18 protein-coding genes are annotated in these 23,981 nt (G+C 71.5%); 10 read left to right on the top strand and 8 right to left on the bottom strand.

What is annotated here, in order from left to right; translation table 11 throughout:
* Positions 1 to 51: 51 nt before the first annotated feature.
* Genes KEG38_RS20155 through KEG38_RS20165 form a run of 3 tightly spaced genes read right to left on the bottom strand, consistent with a single transcriptional unit; the run spans position 52 to position 2,839 of the window.
* Positions 52 to 822 (bottom strand): SIR2 family NAD-dependent protein deacylase, encoded by a 771-nt coding sequence (locus tag KEG38_RS20155; RefSeq protein ID WP_272421352.1) that lies wholly within the window; start codon positions 820 to 822, stop codon positions 52 to 54.
* Positions 823 to 881: 59 nt separating this feature from the next.
* Positions 882 to 2,303 (bottom strand): MATE family efflux transporter, encoded by a 1,422-nt coding sequence (locus tag KEG38_RS20160; RefSeq protein WP_272421353.1) that lies wholly within the window; start codon positions 2,301 to 2,303, stop codon positions 882 to 884.
* Positions 2,304 to 2,362: 59 nt separating this feature from the next.
* Positions 2,363 to 2,839, bottom strand: coding sequence for a host attachment protein (locus tag KEG38_RS20165; protein WP_272421354.1), 477 nt, complete (start codon positions 2,837 to 2,839; stop codon positions 2,363 to 2,365).
* 153 nt (positions 2,840 to 2,992) lie between these two features.
* On the opposite strand from KEG38_RS20165, the gene yhbY reads away from it, so the two are divergent.
* Positions 2,993 to 3,295 carry a ribosome assembly RNA-binding protein YhbY gene (yhbY, locus tag KEG38_RS20170; RefSeq protein ID WP_272421355.1) on the top strand — a complete coding sequence of 101 codons (303 nt, stop codon included), beginning with the start codon at positions 2,993 to 2,995 and terminating at the stop codon, positions 3,293 to 3,295.
* A gap of 137 nt (positions 3,296 to 3,432) precedes the next feature.
* Here yhbY and KEG38_RS20175 read toward each other — a convergent pair whose 3' ends face one another.
* Entirely contained in the window at positions 3,433 to 3,675 is a 243-nt protein-coding gene (locus KEG38_RS20175; RefSeq protein ID WP_272421356.1) for a hypothetical protein, read from the bottom strand.
* A 104-nt stretch (positions 3,676 to 3,779) separates the two neighbouring features.
* Between KEG38_RS20175 and KEG38_RS20180 the strand changes: the two genes are divergently transcribed.
* Together KEG38_RS20180 and KEG38_RS20185 are read left to right on the top strand one after the other, a co-directional pair.
* A complete protein-coding gene (locus KEG38_RS20180; protein WP_272421357.1) occupies positions 3,780 to 5,789 on the top strand; it encodes a serine/threonine protein kinase in 2,010 nt (669 codons plus the stop codon).
* Between the two features lie 123 nt (positions 5,790 to 5,912).
* Positions 5,913 to 7,043: a DHH family phosphoesterase gene (locus tag KEG38_RS20185; protein WP_272421358.1), complete on the top strand. Its 1,131-nt coding sequence runs from the start codon at positions 5,913 to 5,915 to the stop codon at positions 7,041 to 7,043.
* Between the two features lie 39 nt (positions 7,044 to 7,082).
* Here the strand turns inward: KEG38_RS20185 and KEG38_RS20190 are convergent, their stop codons facing one another.
* Complete coding sequence (locus KEG38_RS20190) at positions 7,083 to 7,556, bottom strand: response regulator (RefSeq protein ID WP_272421359.1); 474 nt, start codon at positions 7,554 to 7,556, stop codon at positions 7,083 to 7,085.
* A 59-nt stretch (positions 7,557 to 7,615) separates the two neighbouring features.
* Here KEG38_RS20190 and KEG38_RS20195 point away from each other — a divergent pair, with 59 nt between their 5' ends.
* The 4 genes from KEG38_RS20195 (at position 7,616) to KEG38_RS20210 (ending at position 10,122) form a co-directional block, all read left to right on the top strand.
* Positions 7,616 to 8,716, top strand: a complete 1,101-nt coding sequence (locus tag KEG38_RS20195; protein WP_272421360.1) for a PAS domain-containing sensor histidine kinase — start codon at positions 7,616 to 7,618, stop codon at positions 8,714 to 8,716.
* Complete coding sequence (locus tag KEG38_RS20200; RefSeq protein WP_272421361.1) at positions 8,694 to 9,527, top strand: sensor histidine kinase; 834 nt, start codon at positions 8,694 to 8,696, stop codon at positions 9,525 to 9,527. The genes KEG38_RS20195 and KEG38_RS20200 overlap by 23 nt, the downstream gene beginning before the upstream one ends.
* A gap of 68 nt (positions 9,528 to 9,595) precedes the next feature.
* The gene (locus tag KEG38_RS20205; protein ID WP_272421362.1) at positions 9,596 to 9,796 is read left to right on the top strand and encodes a hypothetical protein; all 201 of its coding nucleotides are present in this window, start codon (positions 9,596 to 9,598) and stop codon (positions 9,794 to 9,796) included.
* A gap of 14 nt (positions 9,797 to 9,810) precedes the next feature.
* Positions 9,811 to 10,122 carry a hypothetical protein gene (locus tag KEG38_RS20210; RefSeq protein WP_272421363.1) on the top strand — a complete coding sequence of 104 codons (312 nt, stop codon included), beginning with the start codon at positions 9,811 to 9,813 and terminating at the stop codon, positions 10,120 to 10,122.
* A 55-nt stretch (positions 10,123 to 10,177) separates the two neighbouring features.
* On the opposite strand, the gene KEG38_RS20215 is transcribed toward KEG38_RS20210, so the two are convergent.
* The 3 genes from KEG38_RS20215 to KEG38_RS20225 form a co-directional block, all read right to left on the bottom strand.
* Entirely contained in the window at positions 10,178 to 10,687 is a 510-nt protein-coding gene (locus KEG38_RS20215) for a hypothetical protein (RefSeq protein WP_272421364.1), read from the bottom strand.
* A gap of 181 nt (positions 10,688 to 10,868) precedes the next feature.
* Positions 10,869 to 11,177 (bottom strand): YtxH domain-containing protein, encoded by a 309-nt coding sequence (locus KEG38_RS20220; protein ID WP_272421365.1) that lies wholly within the window; start codon positions 11,175 to 11,177, stop codon positions 10,869 to 10,871.
* 236 nt (positions 11,178 to 11,413) lie between these two features.
* The gene (locus KEG38_RS20225) at positions 11,414 to 12,544 is read right to left on the bottom strand and encodes a hypothetical protein (RefSeq protein WP_272421366.1); all 1,131 of its coding nucleotides are present in this window, start codon (positions 12,542 to 12,544) and stop codon (positions 11,414 to 11,416) included.
* A gap of 367 nt (positions 12,545 to 12,911) precedes the next feature.
* Between KEG38_RS20225 and KEG38_RS20230 the strand changes: the two genes are divergently transcribed.
* Genes KEG38_RS20230 through KEG38_RS20240 form a run of 3 tightly spaced genes read left to right on the top strand, consistent with a single transcriptional unit; the run spans position 12,912 to position 23,972 of the window.
* Complete coding sequence (locus KEG38_RS20230) at positions 12,912 to 15,362, top strand: zinc-ribbon domain-containing protein (protein ID WP_272421367.1); 2,451 nt, start codon at positions 12,912 to 12,914, stop codon at positions 15,360 to 15,362.
* Positions 15,362 to 17,221, top strand: coding sequence for a signal peptide peptidase SppA (gene sppA, locus KEG38_RS20235; RefSeq protein ID WP_272421368.1), 1,860 nt, complete (start codon positions 15,362 to 15,364; stop codon positions 17,219 to 17,221). Before KEG38_RS20230 ends, sppA begins: the two co-directional genes overlap by 1 nt.
* Before the next feature lie 46 nt (positions 17,222 to 17,267).
* Positions 17,268 to 23,972 (top strand): hypothetical protein, encoded by a 6,705-nt coding sequence (locus KEG38_RS20240; RefSeq protein WP_272421369.1) that lies wholly within the window; start codon positions 17,268 to 17,270, stop codon positions 23,970 to 23,972.
* The last annotated feature ends 9 nt before the right edge of the window (positions 23,973 to 23,981 follow it).

Below are 23,981 nucleotides of genomic sequence, written 5' to 3' on the forward strand. Positions count from 1 at the left end.
CGTATCCGAGCTCCCCAGGCGCTGCAAGGCTCATTCGGATGGTGTCAAACACTAGGCAGGCACGCGGCGCCTCCGTCGGCTGACCCGCTCGACGGCAGGCGGCAGGACATCGCCGATCCCGGCTTCGACGCGCAGATCGACGTAGGGGTCGTACGGGGTCTCGCCGCGATTGACGAGGATCACGCGCGCGCCCGATTCGATCGCGACCGCGACGAGCGCCGCCGCGGGGTTGACCACGAGCGAGGAGCCGAGGACGAGCATGAGGTCGCAAGCCTCGGCGTGATTTCGGGCCTCGGTGAGCTCACGCGTGGGGACCGGATCGCCAAAATTGACGACCGACGAAATGAGCCGGCCCTGGCACCCGGGGCATTTCGGCTGGCCGCGCACCGGCGCGTACGTTCGATAGCCGGGGCCAAACCGGCTCGGATCCCAGCCGACCTCGCGCCGCGTGAACTGGCGGTCGCAGGCGAGGCAACGCACGAGGTCGCCATTGCCGTGCAGCTCGGCCAGGCGCGCGGGGTCGATGCCCGAGCGGCGGTGGAGGTTGTCCGTGTTCTGCGTGATGAGGTAGGCGAGCAGGCCGAGCTCCTGCAAGGTGACGAGCGCGAGGTGCGAGGCATTCGGCTCGACGCCGCTCGGCGGGACCCGAAAACGCGGCGGAGGGAGGCCCGCGTCGCGGCGGGTCCAGACTCCGTCAGGGCCGCGAAAATCCGGAATGCCCGAGTCGGTGCTGATGCCGGCGCCCGTGAAGGCCACGAGGTGGCGGCTCGAATCGATGAAGCGAGCGATTTGAACGATGGTTCTGGAAAGGTGGCTCGTCATGAACGCCTCCGAAGAGCGCGCCTCTGGGGCCACCCTTGGAAGACCGCAAGGTCGGCCCCTCAGACGCGCTTCATTTGCGCCGGCGTGAGCCGCGCGAACCGGACGACGAGCGCCGTCGCGACGACGAAGAGCGCCGCCGTGAGCCCCCACCAGATCCCCACCGCGCCCATCCGGACGGCGAACCCGAGCAGGAGCGCGAGCGGAATGCCGAACGCGTAATACCCGACCACGTTCGCATTCCGCGCCGACGTCGTGTCCCCCGTGCCCCGAAGCGCGCCCGCCGCGACCGCCTGCGCGCCGTCCGCGAGCTGGAAGATCGCCGCGATGCGGATGAGCGGAATCGCGGCCTCGATGACGTCGGGTTTGTCCGAAAGGATCCGCGCGCAGAACGCAGGAGCCGCGGCGAAGAGGAGGGCGGAGAGGCCCATCACGCCGGACGTCGCGACGATGCCGACGAGGCCGACGTGGCGAGCCCCCGTGGAATCACCGCGGCCGACGGCGCGGCCGACGAGGACGGAGGTCGCGTTCGACATGCCGAGCGCGATGGTGAACGAGAGGCTCGCGAGGGAGAGCGCGACCTGATGGCCCGCAGCCGCCTGAGGGCCAATCCAGCCAGCGAAGATGCCCGCGATCGAGAAGGCGCCGACCTCCGCGAGCAAGTGCGTGCCGATGGGCCAGCCGACGCGGACGATGGTACGCGTGGTCTCGCGCTCGACGCGGAGCTCCTCGGCGCGGATCGCGCCCTCGCGCCGGACGATCTCGCGGAACACGACGCCGAACGCGACGAACGAAGCGAGGCTCGACGCGAGGCCCGAGCCGAGGACGCCGAGCGCAGGCAAGCCGACGCGCGGGAGGCCGACGGCGACGAGGCCGTCGTCGCCGTAGATGAGGAGGATGTTGAAGATGATGTTCGTGACGTTCGCCCAGACGGCCGACCACACGAGCGCGCGCGTGAGGCCGCGGGCCTGGAGGTAGACGCGGCACGCCGTGATCAGGAGGAAAGGCACGATGTTGGGGAGGCGGCCGAGGAGGAAGTGCAGGACGCTCTGCGAGGTTTCGGCGTCGATGCCGGCGCGGCCAATGAGCAGGCCCGCGATGACGAGGAGCGCCATGCACGGGACCGACAGCAGGAAGCCGAGGCGCACAGCCTGGCCGAGGACGGCGCGGGCGCGGTGTCGATCGCCCGCGCCCTCGGCCTGGGACACGAGCGGATCCATGCCCAGGATGAGGCCCATGAAGAGCACGGTGATCGAGAAGAAGATGCCGTTGCCGATGCCGACGGCGGCGAGCGACGTGGCGCCGAGGCGGCCGACCATGGCGGTATCGACGAACCCGAGGAGCTGATTGGCGACGAAGCTCAGCGTGATGGGTCCGCCGAGGGCCGCAATTTCGCGAAGCTCCGCGCGGAGAGTCTTCGGCCCATCGCTGGAGGTCTCGTCCACGATGCGCGACGCACTGGGAATCGGGGCCACGTCACTCATGGAAGGCCCCGGTATACCCTCACCCGCGGGGGGGCGCCCGACGATTCCGTGCCCGGATCTCAGGCGGCAATACGTTCGGCAATCGTGCGTACGTCGAGCTGCGTGTAGTCCTTCTCGTGGGAAGCGACGACGGCCTCGGCGACGTGGTTCGTGTGCGCCGCCAGGGTGCCGCGCAGGAGGCCGAGGAACTTGGGCGGCGCGGCGAGGACGAGCTCGTGGAAGGCGTGCGCGTCGTACAGCGAGGCGAGTCGGTCGGCGAGGCTACGCGCGAACTTCTGGGCCTCGACGTCCTTCGGGTCGGTGGCGTACTCCTTGGCGCTGCGACCAGCGACCTGGCCGCCGCCGGTGAAGGCACGGCCGGGTTTGTCCGCCATGAGGTCGCGGGCCATGGCGCGGCTTTCGGGGTGCTCGAACTGCTCGACGAGCTCGAGCGCGGCGTTCGCCTCGGCGCTCCGCTTGAACAGGCGGGCTCGGCTCGCATCGGCGATGAGGACGAACGTGATACGTTCCGTTTCTTGCACGCGTTCCTCTTGCACGCGTCCCTCCTCTCGCGCCTCGTCGGCGCGGACGCGCGGAACATGGAGGGGGCAGGTGCATCCGGCAATGGAGCGCAGGCGCGCTTGACGTGGAGGGGCGGGGGGACTAGGCCGGCCGTCCCTCGACCGCGTTGGCCGAGTAAAGAGGACCGCATGAGTCTGACAGGAAAGCAGCGCCGCCACCTGCGCGCGCTCGGCCATCACCTGGATCCCGTGGTCCAGCTCGGCAAACACGGGCTGACCGACGGCATCGTCGCCGCCGTGAATGACGCGCTCGAGCAGCACGAGCTCGTCAAGGTGCGCGTAGGGACGGAGTGCCCCGACGAGCGCGGCGACCTCGCCGAGAAGATCCCGCCCGCCGTGCGCGCCGAGCTCGTCCAGGTGCTCGGCCGGACGATCCTGCTCTACCGGCGTCACCCGAAGGAGCCGAAGATCACGCTCCCGAAGGCCGGCTGAGCGCGTCCGGCCGTCAGCAGGCTGTTGAGAAACTTGCTGCGCGCCCTGGATCGTCGGTCGTCGTCCTCGGAATACGCCTGTATTCCTGCGTCCTCCTCCCTAGCTCCAGGGCGCTCGCGGCGTTTCTCAACAGCCTGTCAGGGCTTGCCGCGGGTATTTTCCTGCGGAGCGGCCAGGCGGGCGAGGATGCGCTGCAGCTCCTCGACGCTCATGTCGATGTACTCGACGACGCGGCCGTAGAGCATGGCCGTAGGCACGTTGCGGCCTCGGCGCTCTTCCTGCGTCTGGTGGAGGACCCAGAGCACGATGCGCTCCTTGCGGGTCAAGCCATCTCGCACGTCGGGGAGGTTGTCGTAGGGGCCGGGCCGGTAGCGCTTCATGGTGGGGAGCGCGGGCGTCTCTCGCCCGGACGCACGCTCCTACCCCTCCCGCCGAGGTCATGCAAGAATGGGCGCGCGATCCGGTTCGCCGACAACGACGAGTCATGCGCTCCGCCAACGACATCCATCCCGGCGCCCTGATCGGCGGTAAGTACCGCGTTCGCGCCATCCTCGGGCGTAAACATGGCCTCACGATGGACGCGTTTCACACCGCGTTCGACCAGCGGGCCATCATCAAGCTGCTCCTGCCCCACCAGGCCGACGCGCGCGAGATCGAGCGCTTCCGCCGCGAGGCGCGCGCCCTCTCGAGGATCGCCTCCGAGCACGTCGCTCGTATCATCGACGTCGGCAACGAGGCCGACGGGACGTTTTACCTCGTCCGGCAGTACCTCGAAGGCACCGACCTCGAGCGCTACGTCCGCAAGACCGGCCCGCTGCCGCTGCACGACGCGATCCTGTTCGTGCTGCAAGCCTGCGAGGCCGTGGCCGAGGCGCACGCGAACAGCATCGTCGTGCGAGACCTCGAGCCGTCGCACCTCTTCGTGACGCAACGGACCGGCGGCGCGCCGCTGATCAAGATCACGGACTTCGGCACGGCGAAGCTGCTCGGCGGCGCGCAGGACGCGACGGGCGAGCTCACGGGGACAGCGATGTTCGGCCTGACGCCGTACGCGTCGCCGGAGCTCGTGCGCAAGGCGAAGGACGTCGACGCACGCACGGACGTGTGGTCGCTCGGGACGATCCTCTACGAGATGCTCGCAGGTCGTCCGCCGTTCCAGGGCGAAGCCGCGTACCTGATGCTGCAGATCACGCGCGAGGAGCCGATGCGCGTGTCGCAACTGCGCGGCGACGTGTCTGCGGAGCTCGACACGGTGCTCGGCTGGGCACTCGCGAAGGACGTGGAGGCGCGCTTCCGGAGCGTGCACGCGTTCGCGCATGCGCTCTTGCCGTTCTCGCCGCCCGAGGGCCGGCTGCTCGTGGATCGGATCGGGCAGATCGCGCATTCCGCGCGTGAGCGGAAGACGACCGGTTCGGTGCCGCCGCCCGCGCCGCCGCCGTCGGCTCCGGCCTCCGCGCCCGCGTGGCTCCCCGCGCCGAACCCGCCGCCGATGGCCGGGGGCGTCGTGCCGCACGCCTTCGCGCACCTGCCCGCCGACGATGACGCCGAGACGGGCGTGCATCCGGGCTCGGCGAACCAAGAGACGCCGGTGCTGCAAAGGTACATGGCGACGGCGCTGCAGTCTGCGGCCCCGCAGCCGCCGATGGACGAGCCGATGACGGAGGTGTTCTCCGGGCCCGTCATTCCTCCTGCGGCTGCGTCCGCGCCTGCGGCTGCGCCCCCGCCTGCTGCTGCTGTGCCCGCGCCTGCGCCGGCTGCCGCGCCTGCTCCTGCGCCCGCCGCTGCGCCCGCGCCTGCTCCCGCGGCCGTCGCCGCGCCTGCGTCTGCACCTGCCGCCGCGCTCGCTGCTGCACCCGTGCCCGCGCCCGCGCCGGATAACTCACGCGTCATCCGCATGCTCCTCGCATTCTGCGCGGTTGGCTTGCTCGGCATCGTCGTGCTCATGGTCATGCTGCTGCGCAAGCAATCGGCCGAGCCAACCGCCGCGACGACGAACCAGTCCCAGGAGAACGGGCCCATCGCGGTCCCCACGCCGCCGCCCGCGGCCACGCCCGCTCCCTCGGCCATCGCCACGCCGGCGAGCACGCCGGCTCCTTCGGCCGCGCCCGCTCCCGCAGAGAGCGCCTCCGCGGCCGCGCCCGCCGAGCCGCCGGCATCCTCCGCGTCCGCCGTCGCGGCCGCCACGCCGCCTCCCTCGGGGGGAGACGACACCGCGCCCAAAGCAGGCGCAGGCGCGTCCGAGACGACGAGCAAGTCCCCCGCGACGCCCGCGCCCGCGCCCGCCGCGGCAAACGGGACGCTCGTTGCCGTGGCCGTCGGGGGTCCGTGCTCGTTCACCGTGAACGGGGCCTCGAAGGGCAAGTCGTCGTCGATCCGTTTGTCGCTCAAGGCCGGCACCTACTCGGTGACGTGCAAGCCCTCGAGTGGCGCTGCGAAGTCGAAGAGCGTGACCGTTCGTCCCGGCGAAACGGCCATGGCCATGTTCAAGCTCTGAAGCGGTTCGGGCAAACGCTCATTTCCGTTCGTACGGGATAGCCCGGCTGCGGGATGGGCGCGTAGCTTGCTTTCGTGGGTGGCGGACCGTGCGGCATCAGGCCCGCACCTCCAGGGCAAGACGGTGAACCATCAAGAAGCGTTGCGGATCGAACCCGACCGTAGCAGCAGCCCCCACCTTCCCGATTTGCGCGGGCCGCGGCGCGTGGACGGTGCCGAGAGCCGCGTCGGCCAGCTCCTCGAAGCGCTGCGAAAGCACGAAGGCCGGCACGTCGTGGTCATCCGGGGATACCCGGACCCCGACAGCCTGGCGAGCGCGTGGGCCCATCAAAAGCTCGCCGCGAGCGTGGGAATCGAGTGCGACATCGCCCATCTGCCGCTCGTGAGCCGGGCGGAAAATCGGGCGATGGTGAACTTGCTCGATCTGCCACTCGTTCGCGTGACCGCGCCAGAAGACCTCGACCGGTACAGCGCGCTGAGCCTGGTCGATGCGAACTCGATCGAGCTGCCGAGGAGCGCAGGGCTGCCTTGCGTGTCCATCGTGGATCATCACGCCATTCAGGGAAAACCCGTCGCGGATTTCGTGGACATCCGGCTCGGCGTGGGCGCGGCGAGCACGATCTACACAGAGTACGTGATCGAGGCGCCGACGCGGGTTCTGGAGAGCGGGACGATCGCGACGAGGCTCGCGACCGCCCTGGCCTACGGAATCCGGAGCGACACGGACGATCTGCTCCACGCGAGCGCCGACGACCTGCGGGCGCTCGCGAGCATCATCGAGCTCGTGGACACGGACGTGCTCAGCGCGCTGTCACGGTACGCGATCCCGTCGAGCTCGATGCGGATCATGCGGCGAGCGCTGGAGGCGATGCAGGTGGAAGGGACGTGGGTGTTCGCGGGCGTGGGGCAGGTGCGCTCGCAGGACCGAGACGCGATCGGGCAAGCCGCCGACTTCCTCCTCCGGCGCGAGGGGATCAAGACGGCGATCACGTTCGGCTTGGTCGAAGGGTGGATCGACGGCTCGTTGCGTACGACGGACGCGTCCTTGGATCCGGCGACGTGGCTGCGTGACGCGTTCGGCATCGGTCCGCTCGGGATGCCCTACGGCGGCGGGCGGCGCGGCAAAGGTGGATTCCAGATCCCGCTCGGGCCGCTCGCGGCCTGCCCGAACCAGGACGCGCTGTGGCAGGTTGTCCGGGAAATGATCGAGGATACGATCCGGAAACGGATCGGCACTTCGGACGAGGTCGGCTGAGCGAATCGGGACGTGTCGGGAAATCGAGGGGCGTCCGGGTCAAACCGGGCGCCCTTCGTGTCCGCGGGGGACGGCGACGAGGGTCGGCTCGGAAGGTTTGTCCTTGGCCGAGTCGCCGTTCGTCGGGGTGAATGCTGTCGAGAGCTCGTTCACCAGGGCGAGCGCGTCGAAGGGCTTGGGGAAGACGCGGCGGACGTCGAGGCCCATGATGCGACGGCGGAGCTCGACGTGCGCCGAGACGACGATGATCACGCTCGGCCGCTCCTCGGGCGGTTTTCCGAGCAGGGCCCGAATGACGCCCACGCCGTCGAGGCGCGGCATCATCAAATCGATGACGAGCGCGTCCACGCGCTGGCGCTCGAGCAGCTTGAGGGCCTCGACGCCGTCGGCGGCGAGCAAGACGTCGAAGTCCGATACGACCAGGAGGTTGCGCATCGAATAACGAATCTCGTCGTCGTCATCGACGATCAGAACGGTTGGTCGCGAGCGCTTTCCCAATTTCGTGCCCCCCACTGGCAGAGAACCCCTCCGTCCCTAATGAAGCAATCGTCGACGAACGCAAGGTGGTAACCGTGCAGGAGACGACGATCGATTGGACGGAAGTGATCGCGCGGGCCCCCGATGGGGTGGTCTGCGCGGACGAACGTGGGCGGATCGTGTACGCCAATCCAGCGGCGGAGCGACTCCTTGGGCGCTTGCCCGGAGAGCTCGTCGGTGAATCGTTCCCCGAGCTCGTGGCGCTGCCCGGAGGGCAAGCGCATCGCTGGGACGAGGCGACGGTCGCGCCGGAGCGCGCCATCGGGCACCGCAAGGACGGGACAGACGTGCCGCTCGAAGTGTCGCTCGTTCCACCCGGGAGCCGCGCGTTCGCGACGGCGTTCGTGCGGGACCTGTCGGCGAGTGATCGTTCGGTCACGACGAAGCTGCTGACCGCCGAGCGCGAGTCGTTCCTGTCGATGGCCGCGCATCAGCTCCGCGCGCCGATCCAGCCCGTGCTGAACTCGCTCCGGACGATCGAGCGCGCGCTCGCGCTCGGCAAGGCGCCGCCCGACGGGACGATGGCGCGCGCGCTCAGGCAAACGCTCCGGCTCGGGCGGCTCGTGGACGCGATCCTGAGCGACGCCGCGGCGATCGAGCGAGGCACGCTGGAGGTGCACGTGTCGGCCTTCGATCTCGCGGTCTTCACGCGCGACGTCGTGGAGGACTTCCGCCTGGCCGCGCCGACGCAGCGGCTCGAGTACCACGGGCCCGGCGACGGGGTGCCCGTGATGTCCGATCCGGATCGGGTGCATCAGATCCTGATCAGCCTCATCGACAACGCGATGAAGTACTCGGGGCGGCAGCGCGTGGTGACGGTGGAGGTCGAGGGGACGGAGTCGCGCGTCCGGGTGCGCGTGATCGATCAAGGGATCGGGATCCCCGCGGCGGAGCAAGCCAACGTGTTCGGCAAGTTCTACCGCGGCTCGAACGTGCCGAGCTCGGCGAGCGGGCTCGGCGTGGGGCTCTATCTCGCGCAAGGGCTCGCGAAGCGGCTGCACGGGAGCTTGACGGTCGCGAGCGAGGTGGGGCGAGGGAGCGCCTTCTCGCTGGTGCTGCCGAGGCACTGGCCGGAGGGCCCAGGCGTGGCGGCGACCCATCGGGGGAACCACGATGAAAGCCGCCCGCCGCATTGAGCCGAGCCACGAGGCGCTCGCCGCGAGGCTCGCCGAGGCCCAGGAGGAAAACGAGCGCCTCCGCCGGGAAAACGAGCGGCTCGCACAAGAGCGCGCGGCGCGCGAGGCCGCCGCGGAGGAGGCGCGGCTCGAGCTCGGGACGTTCTTCGCGCTCGTCGCGCACCAACTCAAAAGCCCGCTTTTGCCGCTGGAACTCTCGCTCACGACGATCGCGCGGGCGCTCGAACGAGGGACGAGCGTGCCGCCCGATACGTTCCCGCGGACGATGCGGCAAGCGCGCAGGCTGGGCCGTTTGATCGACGCGCTGCTCGTGGATTTGCCCCGCATCGAGGACGGATCGCTGCGCGTGGCAGCGCTCTCGTTCGACCTCCGAGAGCCGGTGCGGCGGGCGGTGGGCGAGGCGAAGCTGATGCTGGAGTCCCGGACGTTCGCGCTGCACGAGCCCGCTGCGCCGGTGCGCGTGCGGTGCGATCCGGAGCGGGTGGAGCAGATCGTGACGTCGCTCGTGGAGAACGCGGTGAAGTACTCGCCGCCCGAGGCGCCGATCTCGGTGCGGGTGATCTCCGAGGACGCGACGAACGCGACGGTGGTCGTGGAGGACCGGGGGATCGGCATCCCGGCGCGCGAGCTCGGCCAGGTGTTCACGAAGTTCTATCGGGGTTCCAACGCGCCGAGCTACCTGTATCGCGGGCTGGGTGTAGGTCTGTACCTGGCACACCACCTCGCGACGCTCTGCCGAGGCCGTTTGTCGGTCGAGAGCGTGGAGGGGCAGGGGACGATCTGTCGGCTGTGCATCCCGCTCGAAGCGTGATCGGGCGCCTCGACCGTGCGTGCCTTGCTCAGGCTGCGTGGCGCGCCCGTTGCTGAGAGCGCGTGGCGATGCACGAAGATCCTCACAAGTCGGAAATGGGCGGCGCGCACCTCAACGGTCACGGGACCGGGGCCGCGCGGATGGTTCGTCAGGTGAAACGTGCCGACGACAAGCTGGTCGCCTTCGTCGAGGAGCGGCCGCTCGTCGCGCTCGGAGTGGCACTCGCGTTCGGGTACGTGCTCGGCCGCGTGATGACGCGTCAGGGATGAGAACGGAGGGGTTCATGGTTGGCGAGAGACAGCAGAGCGGCACGACGGAACAAGGGGCGGACAAGGGTCCGCTCGCAGCACTCGGGGGCGTCGATCCGAACGAGGTGCTCACGATGGTGAGCAACGTGGCCCGGGCGAACCCGCACGCGGCGCTCGCAGGCGCGGTCGCGGTGGGCTTTCTGCTCGGCGGAGGCCTGACGCCGCGGCTGGTCGGCGCAGCGGCGCTGTTCGCGGCGCGGCGATATTTCCGCGCGACCGTGGAGGAGACGCTCTCGGGGCTCGAGCACGGGCTCGCGGAGCGGATCGGAAGCGCTGGGGCGCGCTGAGCGCCCGAACGGCCAGGATCAGAGGGGGACGCGAGGCGTTCCCCTCGGGCCGAGCTCAGGGCTCGGTCTCCTGCCGCCGTACGAAGCTCGCGCCGCGCGCCTCGAGGAGGCGCTCGACGGCGCCGGCCGCCGCAGGCGAGGCCCGGACCGCGACGAGCGAGCCGCCCATGCCGACGGCATCGTCGAGAAGGCGCGCCTCGAACTCCGGGTGACGCGCTCCCAGAATCCCACCCACCGCCACACCGAGCGCGCCGATGACGCCGGCGCCCGCGGCCGCCGCGACGACGGGGCCCGCGAAGACGGAGCCGGTCGCGGGCACGACGAGCGAGCCCGCGGCGCCGAGCGCGCCCACGATTGCGCCGAGCAGCCCGCCCATCGCAGCGCCGATCGCGGCGCCTTCCGAGGCCTTGCTGCCGAGGTGGAGGCCGAGGTCGCCTCGATGGCCGACGTGCTTGGGGATGACGCTGACGTCGCCGGGCAGGACGCCGAGCGAGGCGAGCTCGGCGAGCGCGCCTTCCGCGTGCGTGCGTTCGAAGAAGAAAGCGATGAGGATCTCGTGTTTCATGGTGCGTCTTCGGCCGCGTGAGGGACGCGGCGCGCGGTCGTCGTTGCCAGGCCTTCCGCGCGGACGAACCGCGCAGCAGCCGCAAAGCCTCGAAGCGTGCAAACCGTGCACGCAGCGCGTACACGGTTCGCACGTCGAGGTGTGTAGAGCGCGCCACGAACGCGGGGCGCGCGCCTTTTCGCTAGCGGTTCTGGCCGACCTCGTTCGACGTGGCGAACGAGCGCTCGCGGACCTGGCTGGCGGCCTGTTCGAGCTCGCCCCGGACGCGCCCGGCGGCGAAGCGCGCGCGGTCCTTGACCCGATCGGCGCCCTGGCGGAGCCGCTCCCGGGTCTCTTCGCCCGGGCGCGGCGCGTAGAGCAGGCCGATGCCCACGCCGAGGGCCACGCCGATGCCGACTCCGATCGAAGCAGGCAACAGCCAGCTCCCCGAGGTCTTGCGCTCGTAAGGGAACGAATCCGACAAACGCTGGATGAAACCGTAGTTCTTCATCGTGCAGGCTCTCCGTCGGGGATGGATCGAAGCCTCACGTGGGAGCGCGGAGCGTGAGGTCGCTGTGGCGACCCGGAGCTCCGCGCGGACAACGAACCACGTGAAGGCCCGATCGAATCCGCGTGGGAGGCCCCAGGCAGCGCGCATGCCACGACGGGAGCGGGCAGGGGGAGCGCACACGGCGCCGCAAGGATGTCCGCGGCGCCGTGCGAGGGGACGATGCGAGAACGCGGGAGCTACTTGCAGAAGCCGTCGATGCAGATCTTGCCCGACGCGCAGGCGAGCCCGGCCGTGGGATCGCACTCGTTTCCGAGGTTACTGTTCGAGCCGCAGACCTGGTGGTCGCCGGACATCGTCGAGACGGTCTTGCAGACGTCGAACGACGGCAGGTTGTTGCAGGCGTTGTCGTTTGGCGGGGCGCACGAGATGTAGCAGGCGTGGTGCAGGCAGGTGGAGCCCGCGGCGCAGGCGTCCTGCACGCCATCCTGGTTGCAGTAGAAGGCGGCTGTCTGGTTCGGGATGCAGCCGTTCTCCACCCACACGTCGCCCGGCGGGCAGGTGCCCATGTCGCTGCGCGGGACGCACGCGCCGTCGACGCAGACCTGATCGGCCGAGCCGCAGTCGTTCGTGATGGTGCAGGGCTCGGCGGGCACGGTGCAGACGCCGAGGACCGGGTCGCAGGTGTAGCCGCCGTCGCAGTCGGTGTTGTCGCTGCACGACGGGGTGCATTTGCCGTCGACGCACTTGTTGTTCGCCGGGCACTGGGTCTGGTCCGTGCACTGGTCCGAGGGCGCGGTGCAGACGCCGCTCACGCACGCGTAGCCGGCGCCGAGCGCGCTGCAGTCGGCGTCCGTGCCGCACGCCGCGGGGTTCTGCGGGACGCACTGCGAGGCCTCGCAGGCGTAGCCGTAGACGCAGCCGACGGTGTCGCAGGTGCCCGGCTGGCAGGTGCCGTCGGGCGCGCAGGTCTCCCCCATGGGGCAGTCATCCGGGTTGCCGCACCAGGTGACCGATCCGCCACCCGTGCCGCCGGTCCCGCCGGTCCCGCCCGTGCCGCCGGTCCCGCCCGTGCCACCTGTGCCACCCGTGCCACCGCTGCCCGGCTGGCAGCTCGCCTCCGTGCCCGTGACGACGCACGAAAAGCCTTCGGAGCAGCCCCAGACCGTGCAGTCGCCCGTGTGGCACTGGTTGTCGTTGCCGCACGTCTCGTTCAGGCCGCAGTCACTCGAGTCCCTGCAGCCTCCGTTCGAGCAATCCCCGGAGGTGCAGGGGCCTTCGTTCCACTCGCCGTCGTCGTCGTAGATGGGACAGCCTGCGAGGAACGTCGCCATCATGCCGATGAAGCCCAGCAGAGAAAGTCGCTTCATACCGTCTCCCGAAAAGCACCGACCAAGGCGCGAAGAGAGTGGGCCCGAGCCTTGACGAAGGCCAGGGCAACAGCGGGAGCCTAGCAAGCGACATGCCCTGCACAAGGCCGCGCGATCGCGGCGGTTTTCCGCGTCGGAAGGGGAGATCGGGGGCGCCGCGTGGGGCGGATCGTGAAAGGGCGTTCACGATCGGCTGTGGCATCCAGGATCCGGCGGGCCGGGCGCGTAGGATCCACGGGCCGAGCACGTCGAAGAGTGGAGCAGGACAGGGCAAGCGCGGTAGAAGTAGGGAGCCTGATGCGCCGCGGCGCCGGTCTGTGCGGCCGTTGCGTCCCGGTGCACAAAGAGGAAAGCTGCCAAGTTCCCCATGGAAGTCACCTGCGAGCGCTGCGGCACGGTGTACGACTTCGACGACGCCCTCGTCTCCGAGCGCGGCACCTCCGTCAAGTGCACGACATGCGGGCACCAGTTCAAGGTGCGTCGCGCATCCGTGGGGACCGTCCCCGACACGTGGGTCGTTCGCACCGTCGACGGGCGCGAGATCGAGTTCTCCGCCCTGCGTGAGCTTCAAGGCGCGATCCACGACGGGAAGGTGACCCGCGACGACGTGCTCTCCCGCGGGAGCAGCCGGCCTCGCAGGCTCGGTTCGATCGCCGAGCTAGATCCGTTCTTCAACCGCATCGGCATGACCGTGCCCGGGACCGGGACGACGCCGCCGCCGCCGGGTGCGCGGACGCGAACGAGGACGCCCGCAGGCCTCGGGGGCGGGACGGCGCAGCCGCCGCGGCAAGAAGGTTCGGTCGTGTTCGCGTTGCCCGGGCGCCAGCAGCAAGCCCAAGCGGCCGCGCCTCAGCCTCCGCCCGTGGCGATGGGCGGCGCGCTTCTCGGACGCAGGCCAGGGTCGGTGCGCCCGCCCGCGGCGGCCGGGGCGGACAAGGGCTCGGAGATGCCGGCGCTCACACCGCCGCGCGTGCCGGGCGGGCTCGAAGAGCTGAACACGATGGATGTCGTCGAGGCGCCGGTCTCGACGCGGACGAACGGTGGCTTCGGTTCGCCGCCGCCGATGCGCGCGCCTTCGGGTTCGTCGTCGGAGGAGCGGGGAGGGACCGTGGAGCGGATCAGCGCGTTGCCGCCTCCGCCGCCGCCGCCGCGCAAGCAAGCGGGTTCGGCGCCGATGTTCCCGTCGCCGCCCGTGGAAGGGCCGCCCTTGCCGCGAAAAACCGCGGCGTCAGCGCCGATGTTCCCGCCGCCGGAGGCTCCGCCGCCGGCCCGAAAGGCCGCGGCGTCAGCGCCGATGTTCCCGCCGCCGGAGCCTCCGCCACCGCCGAAAAAGGCGACGCCGGAGCCGCCGCACGTGCAGGAAGCGGGGCCTTCGAGCGGCGAGGATCCGACGCTCATGATGGAGCGGCCGCCGACGAGCGACGGGCCGACGCTGATGATGGATCGTCCGCCGCAGATCACGGCGGCGAAGTCCGCGTTGGCCACGCCCGCGCCGCCGAAGGTCGAGCCGGCGAAGCCGATCTCTTCGAAGACGCCGTCGGCGAAGACGCCGTCGAGCGGGCCCACGTCGCTGCCGCCGTCGTCGGCGCTCCTCCACAACGACGACGTGCTCTCGGTGTCGGGCGTGCCGCCGCGCCGCCCGCATGCGGCGCGCTGGATCGTGGGGGTGCTCTTGCTCGGCGCGGGCGCGCTCGGCGCGGTGATGGTCGGGCGCGAGTACCTGCCGAAGGGGAACGGGGCGGCGGCGCCGACGCCAGGTGACGCGCGGCTCGGAACGTTGCTGGAGCAAGGAGATCGCGATCTGCGCGATGGCGATCTCGACGCGGCGAACGAGTCGTACGTGAAGGCGAGCGCGATCGCGGACGCGGATCTGCGCGTGGCGGTGCGGCTCGCGCGCCTCGCGGCCGTGCGCGCGGACGTGGCGTGGCTCAAGGTGCGGCTCTTGGCCGCGTCGGATCCGGATCTGGCGAACGCGCGGCGCGAGCTCGATCTCGTGGTGGGGCGCGCGAAGCAAGCGGCGGAGCGGGCGCAGTCGATCGCCGCGGCCGACGCGGACGTGACGCGCTGTCGAATCGATGCGCTTCGCATCGCAGGAGACGTCGACGGCGCAAGGAAGCTCGTCGCGACGTTGCCGAAGTCGACCCCGCAGGCGAGCGACGAGCTGCTCTTTGCGACGCTCGATCTGGCCGAGGCTGTGCCGGTGTGGGCGACGGTGATCGAGCGGCTGAAGACCGCGGCGCGGGACGAGCAGAACCTCGGGCGCGCGCGGTCGATGTTGATCTATGCGCTCGCACGGTCGGGTGACGTGGCCGGCGCGAAGGCCGAGCTCGAACGGCTTGCGGCGATGCCGAGGCCGCATCCGCTCGTGGCGTCCTTGCGCGTGTTCGTGGCGAGCGCCGAGAGCGCGAAGAAGCCGGAGGTCGAGGCCGCGAGCCTCAAGGTGGGGGCGGGGGACGACGCGCTGAAGACCGTGACCGAGGCGATCGAGAAAGGTGAGCTCGACAAGGCCGAGCCGCTCTTGAAGGAGCTCGCGGAGAAGACGCCGAAGGACGCGAAGGTGCTGAAGGCGCAGGGGGATCTCGCGCAGAAGAAGCGCGACCGGGCGGCGGCGATCCGGTTCTACGAGCAGGCGGTGGCCGCGGACGGCACGCTGCTCGACGCGGTCGCGGCGCTGGCGGATCTCCGGTGGGAGAACGGCGAGCGCATGACGGCGAGCACGCTGTATCGGAAGATCATCGAGAAGGGCGGCGACGCGAACCCGCACACGAAGCGCGCGAAGGAGCGGCTCGCCAAGTTCGCGGATTCCTGGGAGCCCTAATGAAAAAGCGGCGGGACCGACGGGTGCGTCTGGGGGCGATCGGCGTGACGATCGGAGCGGCGCTCGCGATCGCGGGCGCGGGCTGCGAGGGAAGGCCGCGGAGCACGACGAACGCGCGGGTCTCGTCGGCGCTCACGGGGCCGGCGGTGGTCGAGATCGATCTGTCGCGTGGGGCGCCCGAGTCGTCGCAAGGCGGGCTCTTCGGCTCGCCGCGCGGGCGCACGCACGCCGAGCTCGTGGAGGTGATCGGCGCGGCGAACGAGCGCGAGACGACGAAGGGGTTTTTCGTGAAGCTCGGGACCACAGGGCTCGGGCTCGCGCGGGCGAACGAGGTCGGGCGCCTGCTCGCGTCGGTCCGCAAGGCGAAAAAGCCCGTGGTTTGTCATGCCGACGATCTCGGCAACGCGACGCTCTTGCTCGCGTCCGTGGGCTGCGATCGGGTCTGGGTGAGCCCGGCGGGAGGCGTGGAGTCGGTGGGCATCGCGGCCGAGCTCGTGTTCGGTCATCGCCTGCTGGAGAAGCTCCACGTCGAGGTGAATTTCCTCCAGGTCGGGAAATACAAGGGCGCGCAGGAGCCGTTCACGCGCGACAGCGCGAGCCCCGAGGCGAGGCAGTCGGTCGAGGGCGCGCTGCGTGGGCTGCGCGCGGCGTGGCTGTCGGCGATCGCGGAGGGGCGGGGCAAACCCGCGCTCGCAGACATCGTGGAGGATGGGCCGTTCCCGCCGGAGGAGGCGAAGGCGAAGGGGCTCGTCGACGAGGTCGGCTACGCGGACGAGGCGCGCGAGGAGGCGAAGAAGCTCGCGGGCGCGGAGCGCGTGAGCGTGCGGTTCGGCGGAGGCGCGTCGCCGGAGCCGGTGTCGGGCGGGATCATCGACGTGATCCGGGTGCTCGCCGGGCCGGGCTCGGGCGGAGAGCCGCACGTGGCGATCGTGCCGGCGACGGGCGCGATCTCGATGGGCGGCGCGCCGTCGTCGCCGCTCGGCGGGAGCGAGGGGATCAACGAGCGTGATCTGGGCAAGACGATCGCGCGGCTGGAGAAGGACGAGTCGACGAAGGCGGTGGTGCTGCGGATCGACTCGCCCGGCGGATCGGCGCTCGCGTCGGATCTCCTGTGGAAGCGGCTGATGAAGCTGCGCGGGGACAAACCGCTCGTCGTGTCGGTCGGGGGCATGGCCGCGAGCGGCGGGTATTACCTGGCCTGCGCAGGGACGAAGATCGTTGCAGAACCAACGAGCATCCTCGGGTCGATCGGCGTCGTGTCGGGCAAGTTCGCCGTGGGCAAGACGCTCGAAGAGATCGGCGTGACGACCGAGACGATCGCGGCCGCGCCCGATCCGCTGAAGGCGAAGCGCGCGACGTACATGTCGCCGTTCCAGGGGTGGGACGATCCGACGCGGCAGAAGGTGCTCGGGTCGATGCAGTCGATCTACGATCTGTTCGTCCGGCGCATCTCGGAGGGGCGCGGGATGGCCGTCGAGAAGGTGGCCGAGAGCGCCGAGGGTCGGATTTTCGGTGGCGTCGAGGCCAAGGAGCGGGGTCTCGTCGATGAGCTCGGCGGGCTCGTCGACGCGGTGACGCTCGCGCGAAAGCTCGCGCATCTGCCGGATGATGCGCCGGCCGAGGTGGTGGGCGAGGGCGGGGGGCTCCTGGAGCTCCTGGAAGCGTCGGAGAACGGTGAGGCGGGCGCGGCGCAGGAGAGCGCGGCGGCGAAGGTGGCGCGGCAGGCCGCCGTGGACGCTCTTTTGCCCGAGGTGGGCGCGCTTCTGCCCGAGGTCGCCCGCTATCTGGGGTCGATGGCGCCCCTTCTTTCGGGCGAGCGAACGCTCGCGGCCATGCCGTTCGGCCTGATCGTGCGTTGAGCTCACCGCTCGTCCGCGGCCTCTGATAGCCTGGCCGCGCCCTTCCATGAGCTCATCGGCCCATTTCTCCGCGACGGATGAAGACGCCGCGCCGGTCGCGCGGCGAGCCACCATGCCGCCGCCCGAGCTCGCCGATCGGCCGGCGCCCACCTCGGCAGGTTCGCTCGTGCTGGAGGCGAACCGCACGGAAGAGCCGATCCTGCGGCACAACGGGCCGCGCGCCGAGATCGCCTATCTGCGGGGCAGGGTCGCGCGTTGTCGAGAGGCCGGTGACGCGGCGGGCGAGCGCGAATCCGCGCAGGCGCTGGCGCAGTTGCTCGCGTCGCGCGAGACGGAGCTCGATACGGCCGTGAACACGGCGCGGCGCGCGCTCGAGCTCGGCGAGGACGAGGCGCTGCGTTCGGATGTCGCCGAGTGGCTCGCGGGTCTCGGCGAGCCGGTCGCGGCAGCGGAGGTGCTGCGTGCGTCGGTGCATCCGTCGCGGCCCGCTTCGTCGGCGCAGACGCTCTTGAAGATCGCGGTGCTGCTCGCGCGAGGCGCCGATCCGAAGGGCGCGGCGGCGGCGTTGAAGGAGGCGGCGGCGCTCGATTCGAGCCAGCCCATGCCGCTCGAGCTCATCGGCACGATCGCGGCCTGGGCGCAGGAAGCGATCCCGAAGGCGGACGCGGCGGCGGGGTATTTGACGGCGGCGGCGCGGCACGAGGCGCTCGAAGACGCGGACAGCGCGCTCGAGGATCGGCTGCGCGCGTTCGAGATCGCGCCCGAAGACGAGATGGCGGCGAACACGATGGTGGACGCGCTCGCCGCGCGCGGTGCAGCGGGAGCGGCCGACGAGGCGCTGCGTGATCACGCGCTCGCCGCCTTCCAGACGAACCGGTACCGCGCGCGGCAGGTGCACCTGCGCCGCGTGTCGCGGGCGCTCGACGAGGGGAACGCGGCGCGCGCGATCGCAGCCGTGCTCGACGCGGGGATCGTGGCCGAGGTCGAGAGTGATCTGGGGCTGCTCGCGGATCGCGCTGTCGCGCTGGCGTCACTTGACGGGATCGCCTCGGTGCGGCGTGAGCTCCGGCAGAAGGGCGGGAGCATCGCGTCGATCGCCGCGCGCGCGAAAGGTTCGGAGGTCGCGGCGGCGGCGCTGCTCCAGGCGACGCTCGGCGCGTCGAAGGAGCGCGAGCGTGCCGACGCGCTCGTGCAGATCGCGGCCGAGACGAGCGGAGAGATCAGCGCGAGCCTGCTCGCGGTGGCCGCGGAGGGCTACCTCGGGCTCGGGATCGCGTCGCTCGCGCGGAGGACGGCCGAAGACGCGTGCCTCACGGATCCGACGTCGGCGCGGGCCCTTTCGGCGCTGGCGAGGGCGACGATCGCGCTTCCCGATCTCGACGCGGCAATGGCGGTCGAGGGCGGCGCGTCGACGATGCTCATCCGCTCGACGCTTTGCGAGGGGCTCGCGAAGTCGTTCGAGACGGTCGGGGAGATGGCGCTCGCCGTGACGTGGACGCAGCGCTGGCTCGCGCTCCGACCGGGGTGCCCGGAGGCGATGCGCGAGCTCGTGCGGCTCGCTTCACAGGCGTACGATCCGGACCGGCTGGAGGACGCGCTCGGGTGGGTGCTCGCGCAGCCGCGGCCCCTCGACGACATGGCAAGCCTCTTCGGCGACGCGCTCGCGCTGCTCTTCGAGCTCGACGCGCCGCGGGCGATCGACGTCGGAAGGCGCGCGCTCGACATGTACGGGCCGCGCGTGCCCGGGCTCCGAGGTCGGCTGCTCGCGATGAGTGATCGCGCGGGGGACGCGGCGCTCGGCGTGGTGCTGCTCGAACGGCTCGTGTCGGCCGACACGAAGAACGAGCGCACGATCGAGCGGCTCTTCGATCTGGCGCAGCGGCGCGCGGCGGCGGAGGACTGGGACGGGGCGGCAGCGGAGCTCGCGCGGGCCGCGGGGAAGGGCGCGGAGTCGCATCACCTGCACGAGCACCTCGACGCGCTCGACGACAAGATGCAGCAGAGCGGCGCGTCGCTCGGCTCGGATGGGCTCGTCTCGTTCGTTGAGGCGAGGGTGCGCGCGCTCGGGGAGCTCGTGGATGGGCCGGAGCAGTCGGCCCTGGAGAACCTGTCGAGCGGGCTTCGAGATCTCGGGGCCGTGCGCTGGGATCTCGCGCAGGATCCGGCAGGCGCGGAGGACGCGTTCTGGCGAGCCGCGGTGGCCGCGCCGCGCGGCGGGATGGAGCGGTACGCGCGGGACCTCGTGACCTTCGCGGGATCTTCGGCCGCGCTCGACGCGATCGTGCGGCGCTCGGAGACGCTCACGAACGAGCCGCGCAGGCGCGCGAGCCTGCTCATCGAGGCGGCGAACCTGGCCGTCGCGAACGGGCTGCCGAAGCGCGCGCTCGAGATCGGCGCGAGCGCGATCCAGATCGATCCATCACGCGCCGAGGCGGTGGCGATCGTCGAACGATCGTCCGCCGTGGAGGGTGGGATCGACGTGCTCGATCGCACGTACGACGTGCTCGCCGCGGCCGCGCTCGGTTGTTACGGACGGCGCGCGGCACACTACCGCGGCGCGCGTCAGCTCGAACGGCGAGGCGCCATCGAAGCGGCGCTGCGCCATGCCGTCGCGTGCTTCGAGGCCGTCCCGTCCGAGGGCACGTCGTACTTCCTGATGGCGCGCCTCGCGGAGCGCGGCGGCAACCCCACCGAGGCGATCCGCGCGATCGAGCGTGTCTCCGAGGCGGCCGAAGGAGGCGCGCGGGCCGCGTGGCTTAAGCGCGCCGCCTCGCTCGCGAAGGCCGCGGGCGAAGGCAGCCGCATGCGCTTCGACCTGCTGCTGCGCGCCCTCTCGGCGCGGCCGGACCTCGGGACCGTCGAGGAGATCGGCGAGACGCTGCGCAAGCTCGTCGCGTCCGTGAGCCACGTCGGGCCGCTCGTCGCCCGGTTCGAGAACACGGCCCTCGCCGCGTTGAAACGCACCGACGGGCCGGATGGCGCGCGCGTCGCCGTGGCCCTCGCCAAGGTAGCGTTCAGCGCGCTCGGCGCGCACGCGCTCGGGCTCTCGCTCGTCGAGCGCGCCGTGGCCGCGGACGGCGACATCGACGAGTACGACACGCTCGTCGAGCTCGCGCCCGCGGCTGCGGCGGGCGACGCCGCAGCGGCACGTGCCTTCCTCGAATCGCTGCTGCAAGCCGTCGCCAAGCCTTACGCGAGCGTGGGCGTCGCGCTCCTCCGCCTCGGCGGAAAGCTCGCGCATGCGCTCGGTGATCCGCTCGTCACGGGCACGCTCCTCGTCCAGGCGGCGCGCCGCGCCCCGGAGGACGAGCTGCTCGTGAGCGACGCCGACGCAGCCGTCTTCGCCTCGGGCGACGCGGCGCTCGCGCGTGACCTCGACACCGCTGTCCCTCCCGACGTTCGCCTCGCGGCCCTCTTGCACGTCGCCGAGCGCAGGGAGCGCGAGGGCAACTTCGCCGAATCGATCGAGACACTCGAGCGCGCTCTGCGCTCGCCGAGCATCACGCCCGAGCAACGCGAGGCCGCGCTCTCGAGCATGCGCCGGCTCTTCGTCCTGTCCGAGCGCGCGAGCGAGGCCGAGGCCGTGCTCGCCTCCGAGCTCGCGCGCCAGGACCTCGGGCCCATGTCCCGCGTGCGCATCGCGGTCGACCTCTCGACCATGCTCGCGGGCCGCGGCGAGGACGCAGCCGCGCTCGACGTCCTCAAGCGCATCCTCCAGGACAGCGAGCCGACCGAAGAGCTGCTCGCGACCACGCTGCGCCTCGCGCGCCGCACCGGCGATCGCCCCGCGCAGGTCGCGCTCCTGAACCTCCAGCTCCAGCGCACCGAGGACGCCGTCACGCGCGCCTCCATCCTGCGTGAGCTCGCGGCGCTCCTCGAAGCGCTCGGTGATCACAAGGCCGGCGTCGCCCACCTCAAGGCCGCGAGCGAGCTCGCGCCCGACAATGAGGAGGCCCTCGAAGGCCTCGAAGCGCACGCGGCCTCGCAGGGTGATCACGCCGCCGTCGCCGAGATCCTCGGCAAGCGCATCGCCGCCGCACAGGCGCCCGATCTCCGCCGCACGCTCCGCCTGCGCCGCGCCGCCGTCCTCGAGCAGCGCCTCAGCCGCCTCGAGGACGCTTGCGCCGAGCTCGACGCGCTCCTCGCGGAGACGCCCGACGATCCGAGCGCGCTCCGCTTCCTCGCCGACATCCGCGAGCGCCTTGGATCGCCCCTCCGCGCCGCGCCCCTCTGGCAGCGCCTCGGCGAGCTCTCCGCGAAGACCGACGAGCGCGCCGAATACGGCATCCGCGCCGCGAACGACTGGCTCGCCGGCGGCAACGCCCAGGCTGCGCGCAACATCCTGGAGAGCATCGCGCCCATCGCCGCGCGCGACGCCGTCATCGAGCTGCGCGTCTCCATCGCTCGCCACCAGGGCGACGCCCGCACCCTCTCCGAGGCCCTCGATCAGCTCGCCACCGCCTCCCGCGAGCCCGCGGACAAACGCGCGAGTTACCTCGTCGAGGCGGCCCGCGCCTCCTCCTCGACCGGCGACGAGGCCACCGCCCTCGACCGCGTCCGCCGCGCCGTCCGCCTCGCTCCGCACTCGGCCGAGGCCGTCCTCGAAGCGCGCCGCCTCGAGTACCGCGCGCGTGGCGGCGGCACGCCTCGCGAAGCCCAGCACGCAATCGACGAGCTCATGCGCATCGGCGAGCACCTCACGCCGGAGCAGATGGAGCTCCAGGCGTTCCTCCTCGCCGAGGAGCTCGACGTCATCCAGGGCGGCGGCGCCGGCATGCGCGAGCTCTCGCGCCGGCATGCTGCGTTCGGCCCCGCGCCGCTCATCGCCCTCGGCATGGCCGAGCGCCTCGTACGCAACAAGAACTTCGACGCGGCCTTGCCCCTCTTCGAGCGCGCCTTGAGCGGCGACCTCCGCGGCCTCCGCAGCCGCGGACGTGTCGCCCTCGCCGCGGCCGACGCCGCCCTCGCCGCGGGCCAGCTCGAGACCGCCTCGCGCCTGCTCGACACGGCCGCCGTCGAGCCCGACACCCGCCCGATCGCGATGCGCAAGAAGCTCGAGTTCATCGCGGGGTATGGCGAACCCGAGGCTGCGCGCGCGGCCCTCTTCGACCTCATCCGCCAGAGCGCTGGCCTCGATCGCGCCCGCTTCCTCTACCAGCTCGGCCGCCTCGTCGTCGCCACCGATCCCGACGAGGCCATTCGCCTCTACGCCGACGCCTTCCCCCTCGCGGCCCCCGATCGCAACCTCGCCGCGCAGATCGCCGAGGAACTCGCGCATGCGCGCAGGCCCCGCCTCATCGTCGAGCCCTCCGAGCCTCCGGCTCCGCCTCCGGCCGACGAGCCCCTCGCCGACGATGGCCAGGCCCTCGTCTTCGACCTCGAACAGGCGTTCGAGAACGCCTTCGGCGAAGCCGCGGACGACGACGACGACATCCCGATCCCCCTCGCGGCGAGCGCCATCCGCTCCATGCCGACGGGCCTCCGTCCTCCGCCTCCGCCGACCGAGAAGCCGCTCCCCACGCCGATCGTCGAGGAGCCCTCGCCGCCTGCGCAGCCGCGCGCCCGCACCGCGCCGCCGACCCCCGCGCCGGGCGGCGGACCTGCGCGCGAGACCGCGCTCTTCGAGCAGCTCATGGCCGGCTCGTACGACGCGGGCGAGCGCCTCGTCGAGCTCTACGGCGGCAATGCCGAGGCGCGCTCGCGCGACCTCCTCGTCGTGCGCAAGCACCAGGCCTCCTTGCGCCCCGGCGATCGCGCCACGCTCCAGAAGCTCCACGAGGCTGCCCTGCTCGACCGCAACGGCGCTTATGCCCGCGCCGTCGATCACGTCCTCGCCGGCTTCGATCCGGCCGGCCGCGCCGTCGCGCCGCCACCGCTTTCGGCCCTTGCTTCGGCCCCCGAGCTCGTCCTCGCGCTCCTCTTCCGCAACGTCGAGAGCCCCATCAACGAGGCCCTCGCCATCACCTGGGAGACCGGCCGTTACCGCCGCGAGCCGAGCCACTACGGCCTCACCGGCGCTCTCCGCGTCCAGCCCGGCGCCCCCACCGTCCTCGGCGACGTTTGGGGCTCCGTCACGCGTGTCTTCGGCGCTGCGCGCCCCCCGCTCTTCCACCGCCGCGCTCCCGCTGGCGCCCCGAACCAGGCCGCCCTCAACGTCCAGGTCGCGCTCCTCGCGCCGCCTGCCGTCGTCCTCACCGGCGAGATCCGCGAGGAGACCCCCGAGCTTCGTTACCTCCTCGGCGCCTCCATCGCCGGCGCCATGCCCGAGCACGTCCTCGTCCGCCTCCCCGAGGAGCACCTGCGCACCCTCATCGAGGCCCTCCGCGCCGCCTTCGGCCCCGTCGGCCCCACTGGCGGCACCGACCCCGGCGTCGCGCGACTCGGCCAGGACCTCTGGCAAATCGTCCCGCCTCGTGGCGACCGTCGCCTCCGTGAAATCTTCGCCCAGCCCGACGGCATCACCTACGAGGCCGCCATCGAAAGCGCCCGCCGTGCCGCCCGCCGCGCCGGCTTTTTTGCGAGCGGCGACCTTCCCACGGCGCTTCGCCTCGTCGTCGCCGAGCTCAAGCTCGAGCTCGATATGCCCCTCACGGCCGAGGGGGGCCTTGCGCGGGCTTGCGCGGCGCATCCGGCCCTCGCCGATCTCGTTCGACTGGCCACGCGTAGCGAGTATGCCGAGGCCCGCTTCCGCGCGGCGCCTTCCACCGAAGGGAACAAGAACGGACCGCCGAGCCGCTTCCGTGGCACTTGATGGAAGGGG

The sequence above is a fragment of the Polyangium jinanense genome (assembly GCF_028435265.1).
Lineage (GTDB): Bacteria > Myxococcota_A > Polyangia > Polyangiales > Polyangiaceae > Polyangium > Polyangium jinanense.

Coding starts and splice junctions, on each gene's coding strand:
- KEG38_RS20155 (WP_272421352.1), bottom strand. CDS start 822: ATGACGAGCCACCTTTCCAGAACCATCGTTCAAATCGCTCGCTTCATC.
- KEG38_RS20160 (WP_272421353.1), bottom strand. CDS start 2,303: ATGAGTGACGTGGCCCCGATTCCCAGTGCGTCGCGCATCGTGGACGAG.
- yhbY (WP_272421355.1), top strand. CDS start 2,993: ATGAGTCTGACAGGAAAGCAGCGCCGCCACCTGCGCGCGCTCGGCCAT.
- KEG38_RS20175 (WP_272421356.1), bottom strand. CDS start 3,675: ATGAAGCGCTACCGGCCCGGCCCCTACGACAACCTCCCCGACGTGCGA.
- KEG38_RS20180 (WP_272421357.1), top strand. CDS start 3,780: ATGCGCTCCGCCAACGACATCCATCCCGGCGCCCTGATCGGCGGTAAG.
- KEG38_RS20200 (WP_272421361.1), top strand. CDS start 8,694: ATGAAAGCCGCCCGCCGCATTGAGCCGAGCCACGAGGCGCTCGCCGCG.
- KEG38_RS20205 (WP_272421362.1), top strand. CDS start 9,596: ATGCACGAAGATCCTCACAAGTCGGAAATGGGCGGCGCGCACCTCAAC.
- KEG38_RS20210 (WP_272421363.1), top strand. CDS start 9,811: ATGGTTGGCGAGAGACAGCAGAGCGGCACGACGGAACAAGGGGCGGAC.
- KEG38_RS20215 (WP_272421364.1), bottom strand. CDS start 10,687: ATGAAACACGAGATCCTCATCGCTTTCTTCTTCGAACGCACGCACGCG.
- KEG38_RS20220 (WP_272421365.1), bottom strand. CDS start 11,177: ATGAAGAACTACGGTTTCATCCAGCGTTTGTCGGATTCGTTCCCTTAC.
- KEG38_RS20225 (WP_272421366.1), bottom strand. CDS start 12,544: ATGAAGCGACTTTCTCTGCTGGGCTTCATCGGCATGATGGCGACGTTC.
- KEG38_RS20230 (WP_272421367.1), top strand. CDS start 12,912: ATGGAAGTCACCTGCGAGCGCTGCGGCACGGTGTACGACTTCGACGAC.
- sppA (WP_272421368.1), top strand. CDS start 15,362: ATGAAAAAGCGGCGGGACCGACGGGTGCGTCTGGGGGCGATCGGCGTG.
- KEG38_RS20240 (WP_272421369.1), top strand. CDS start 17,268: ATGAGCTCATCGGCCCATTTCTCCGCGACGGATGAAGACGCCGCGCCG.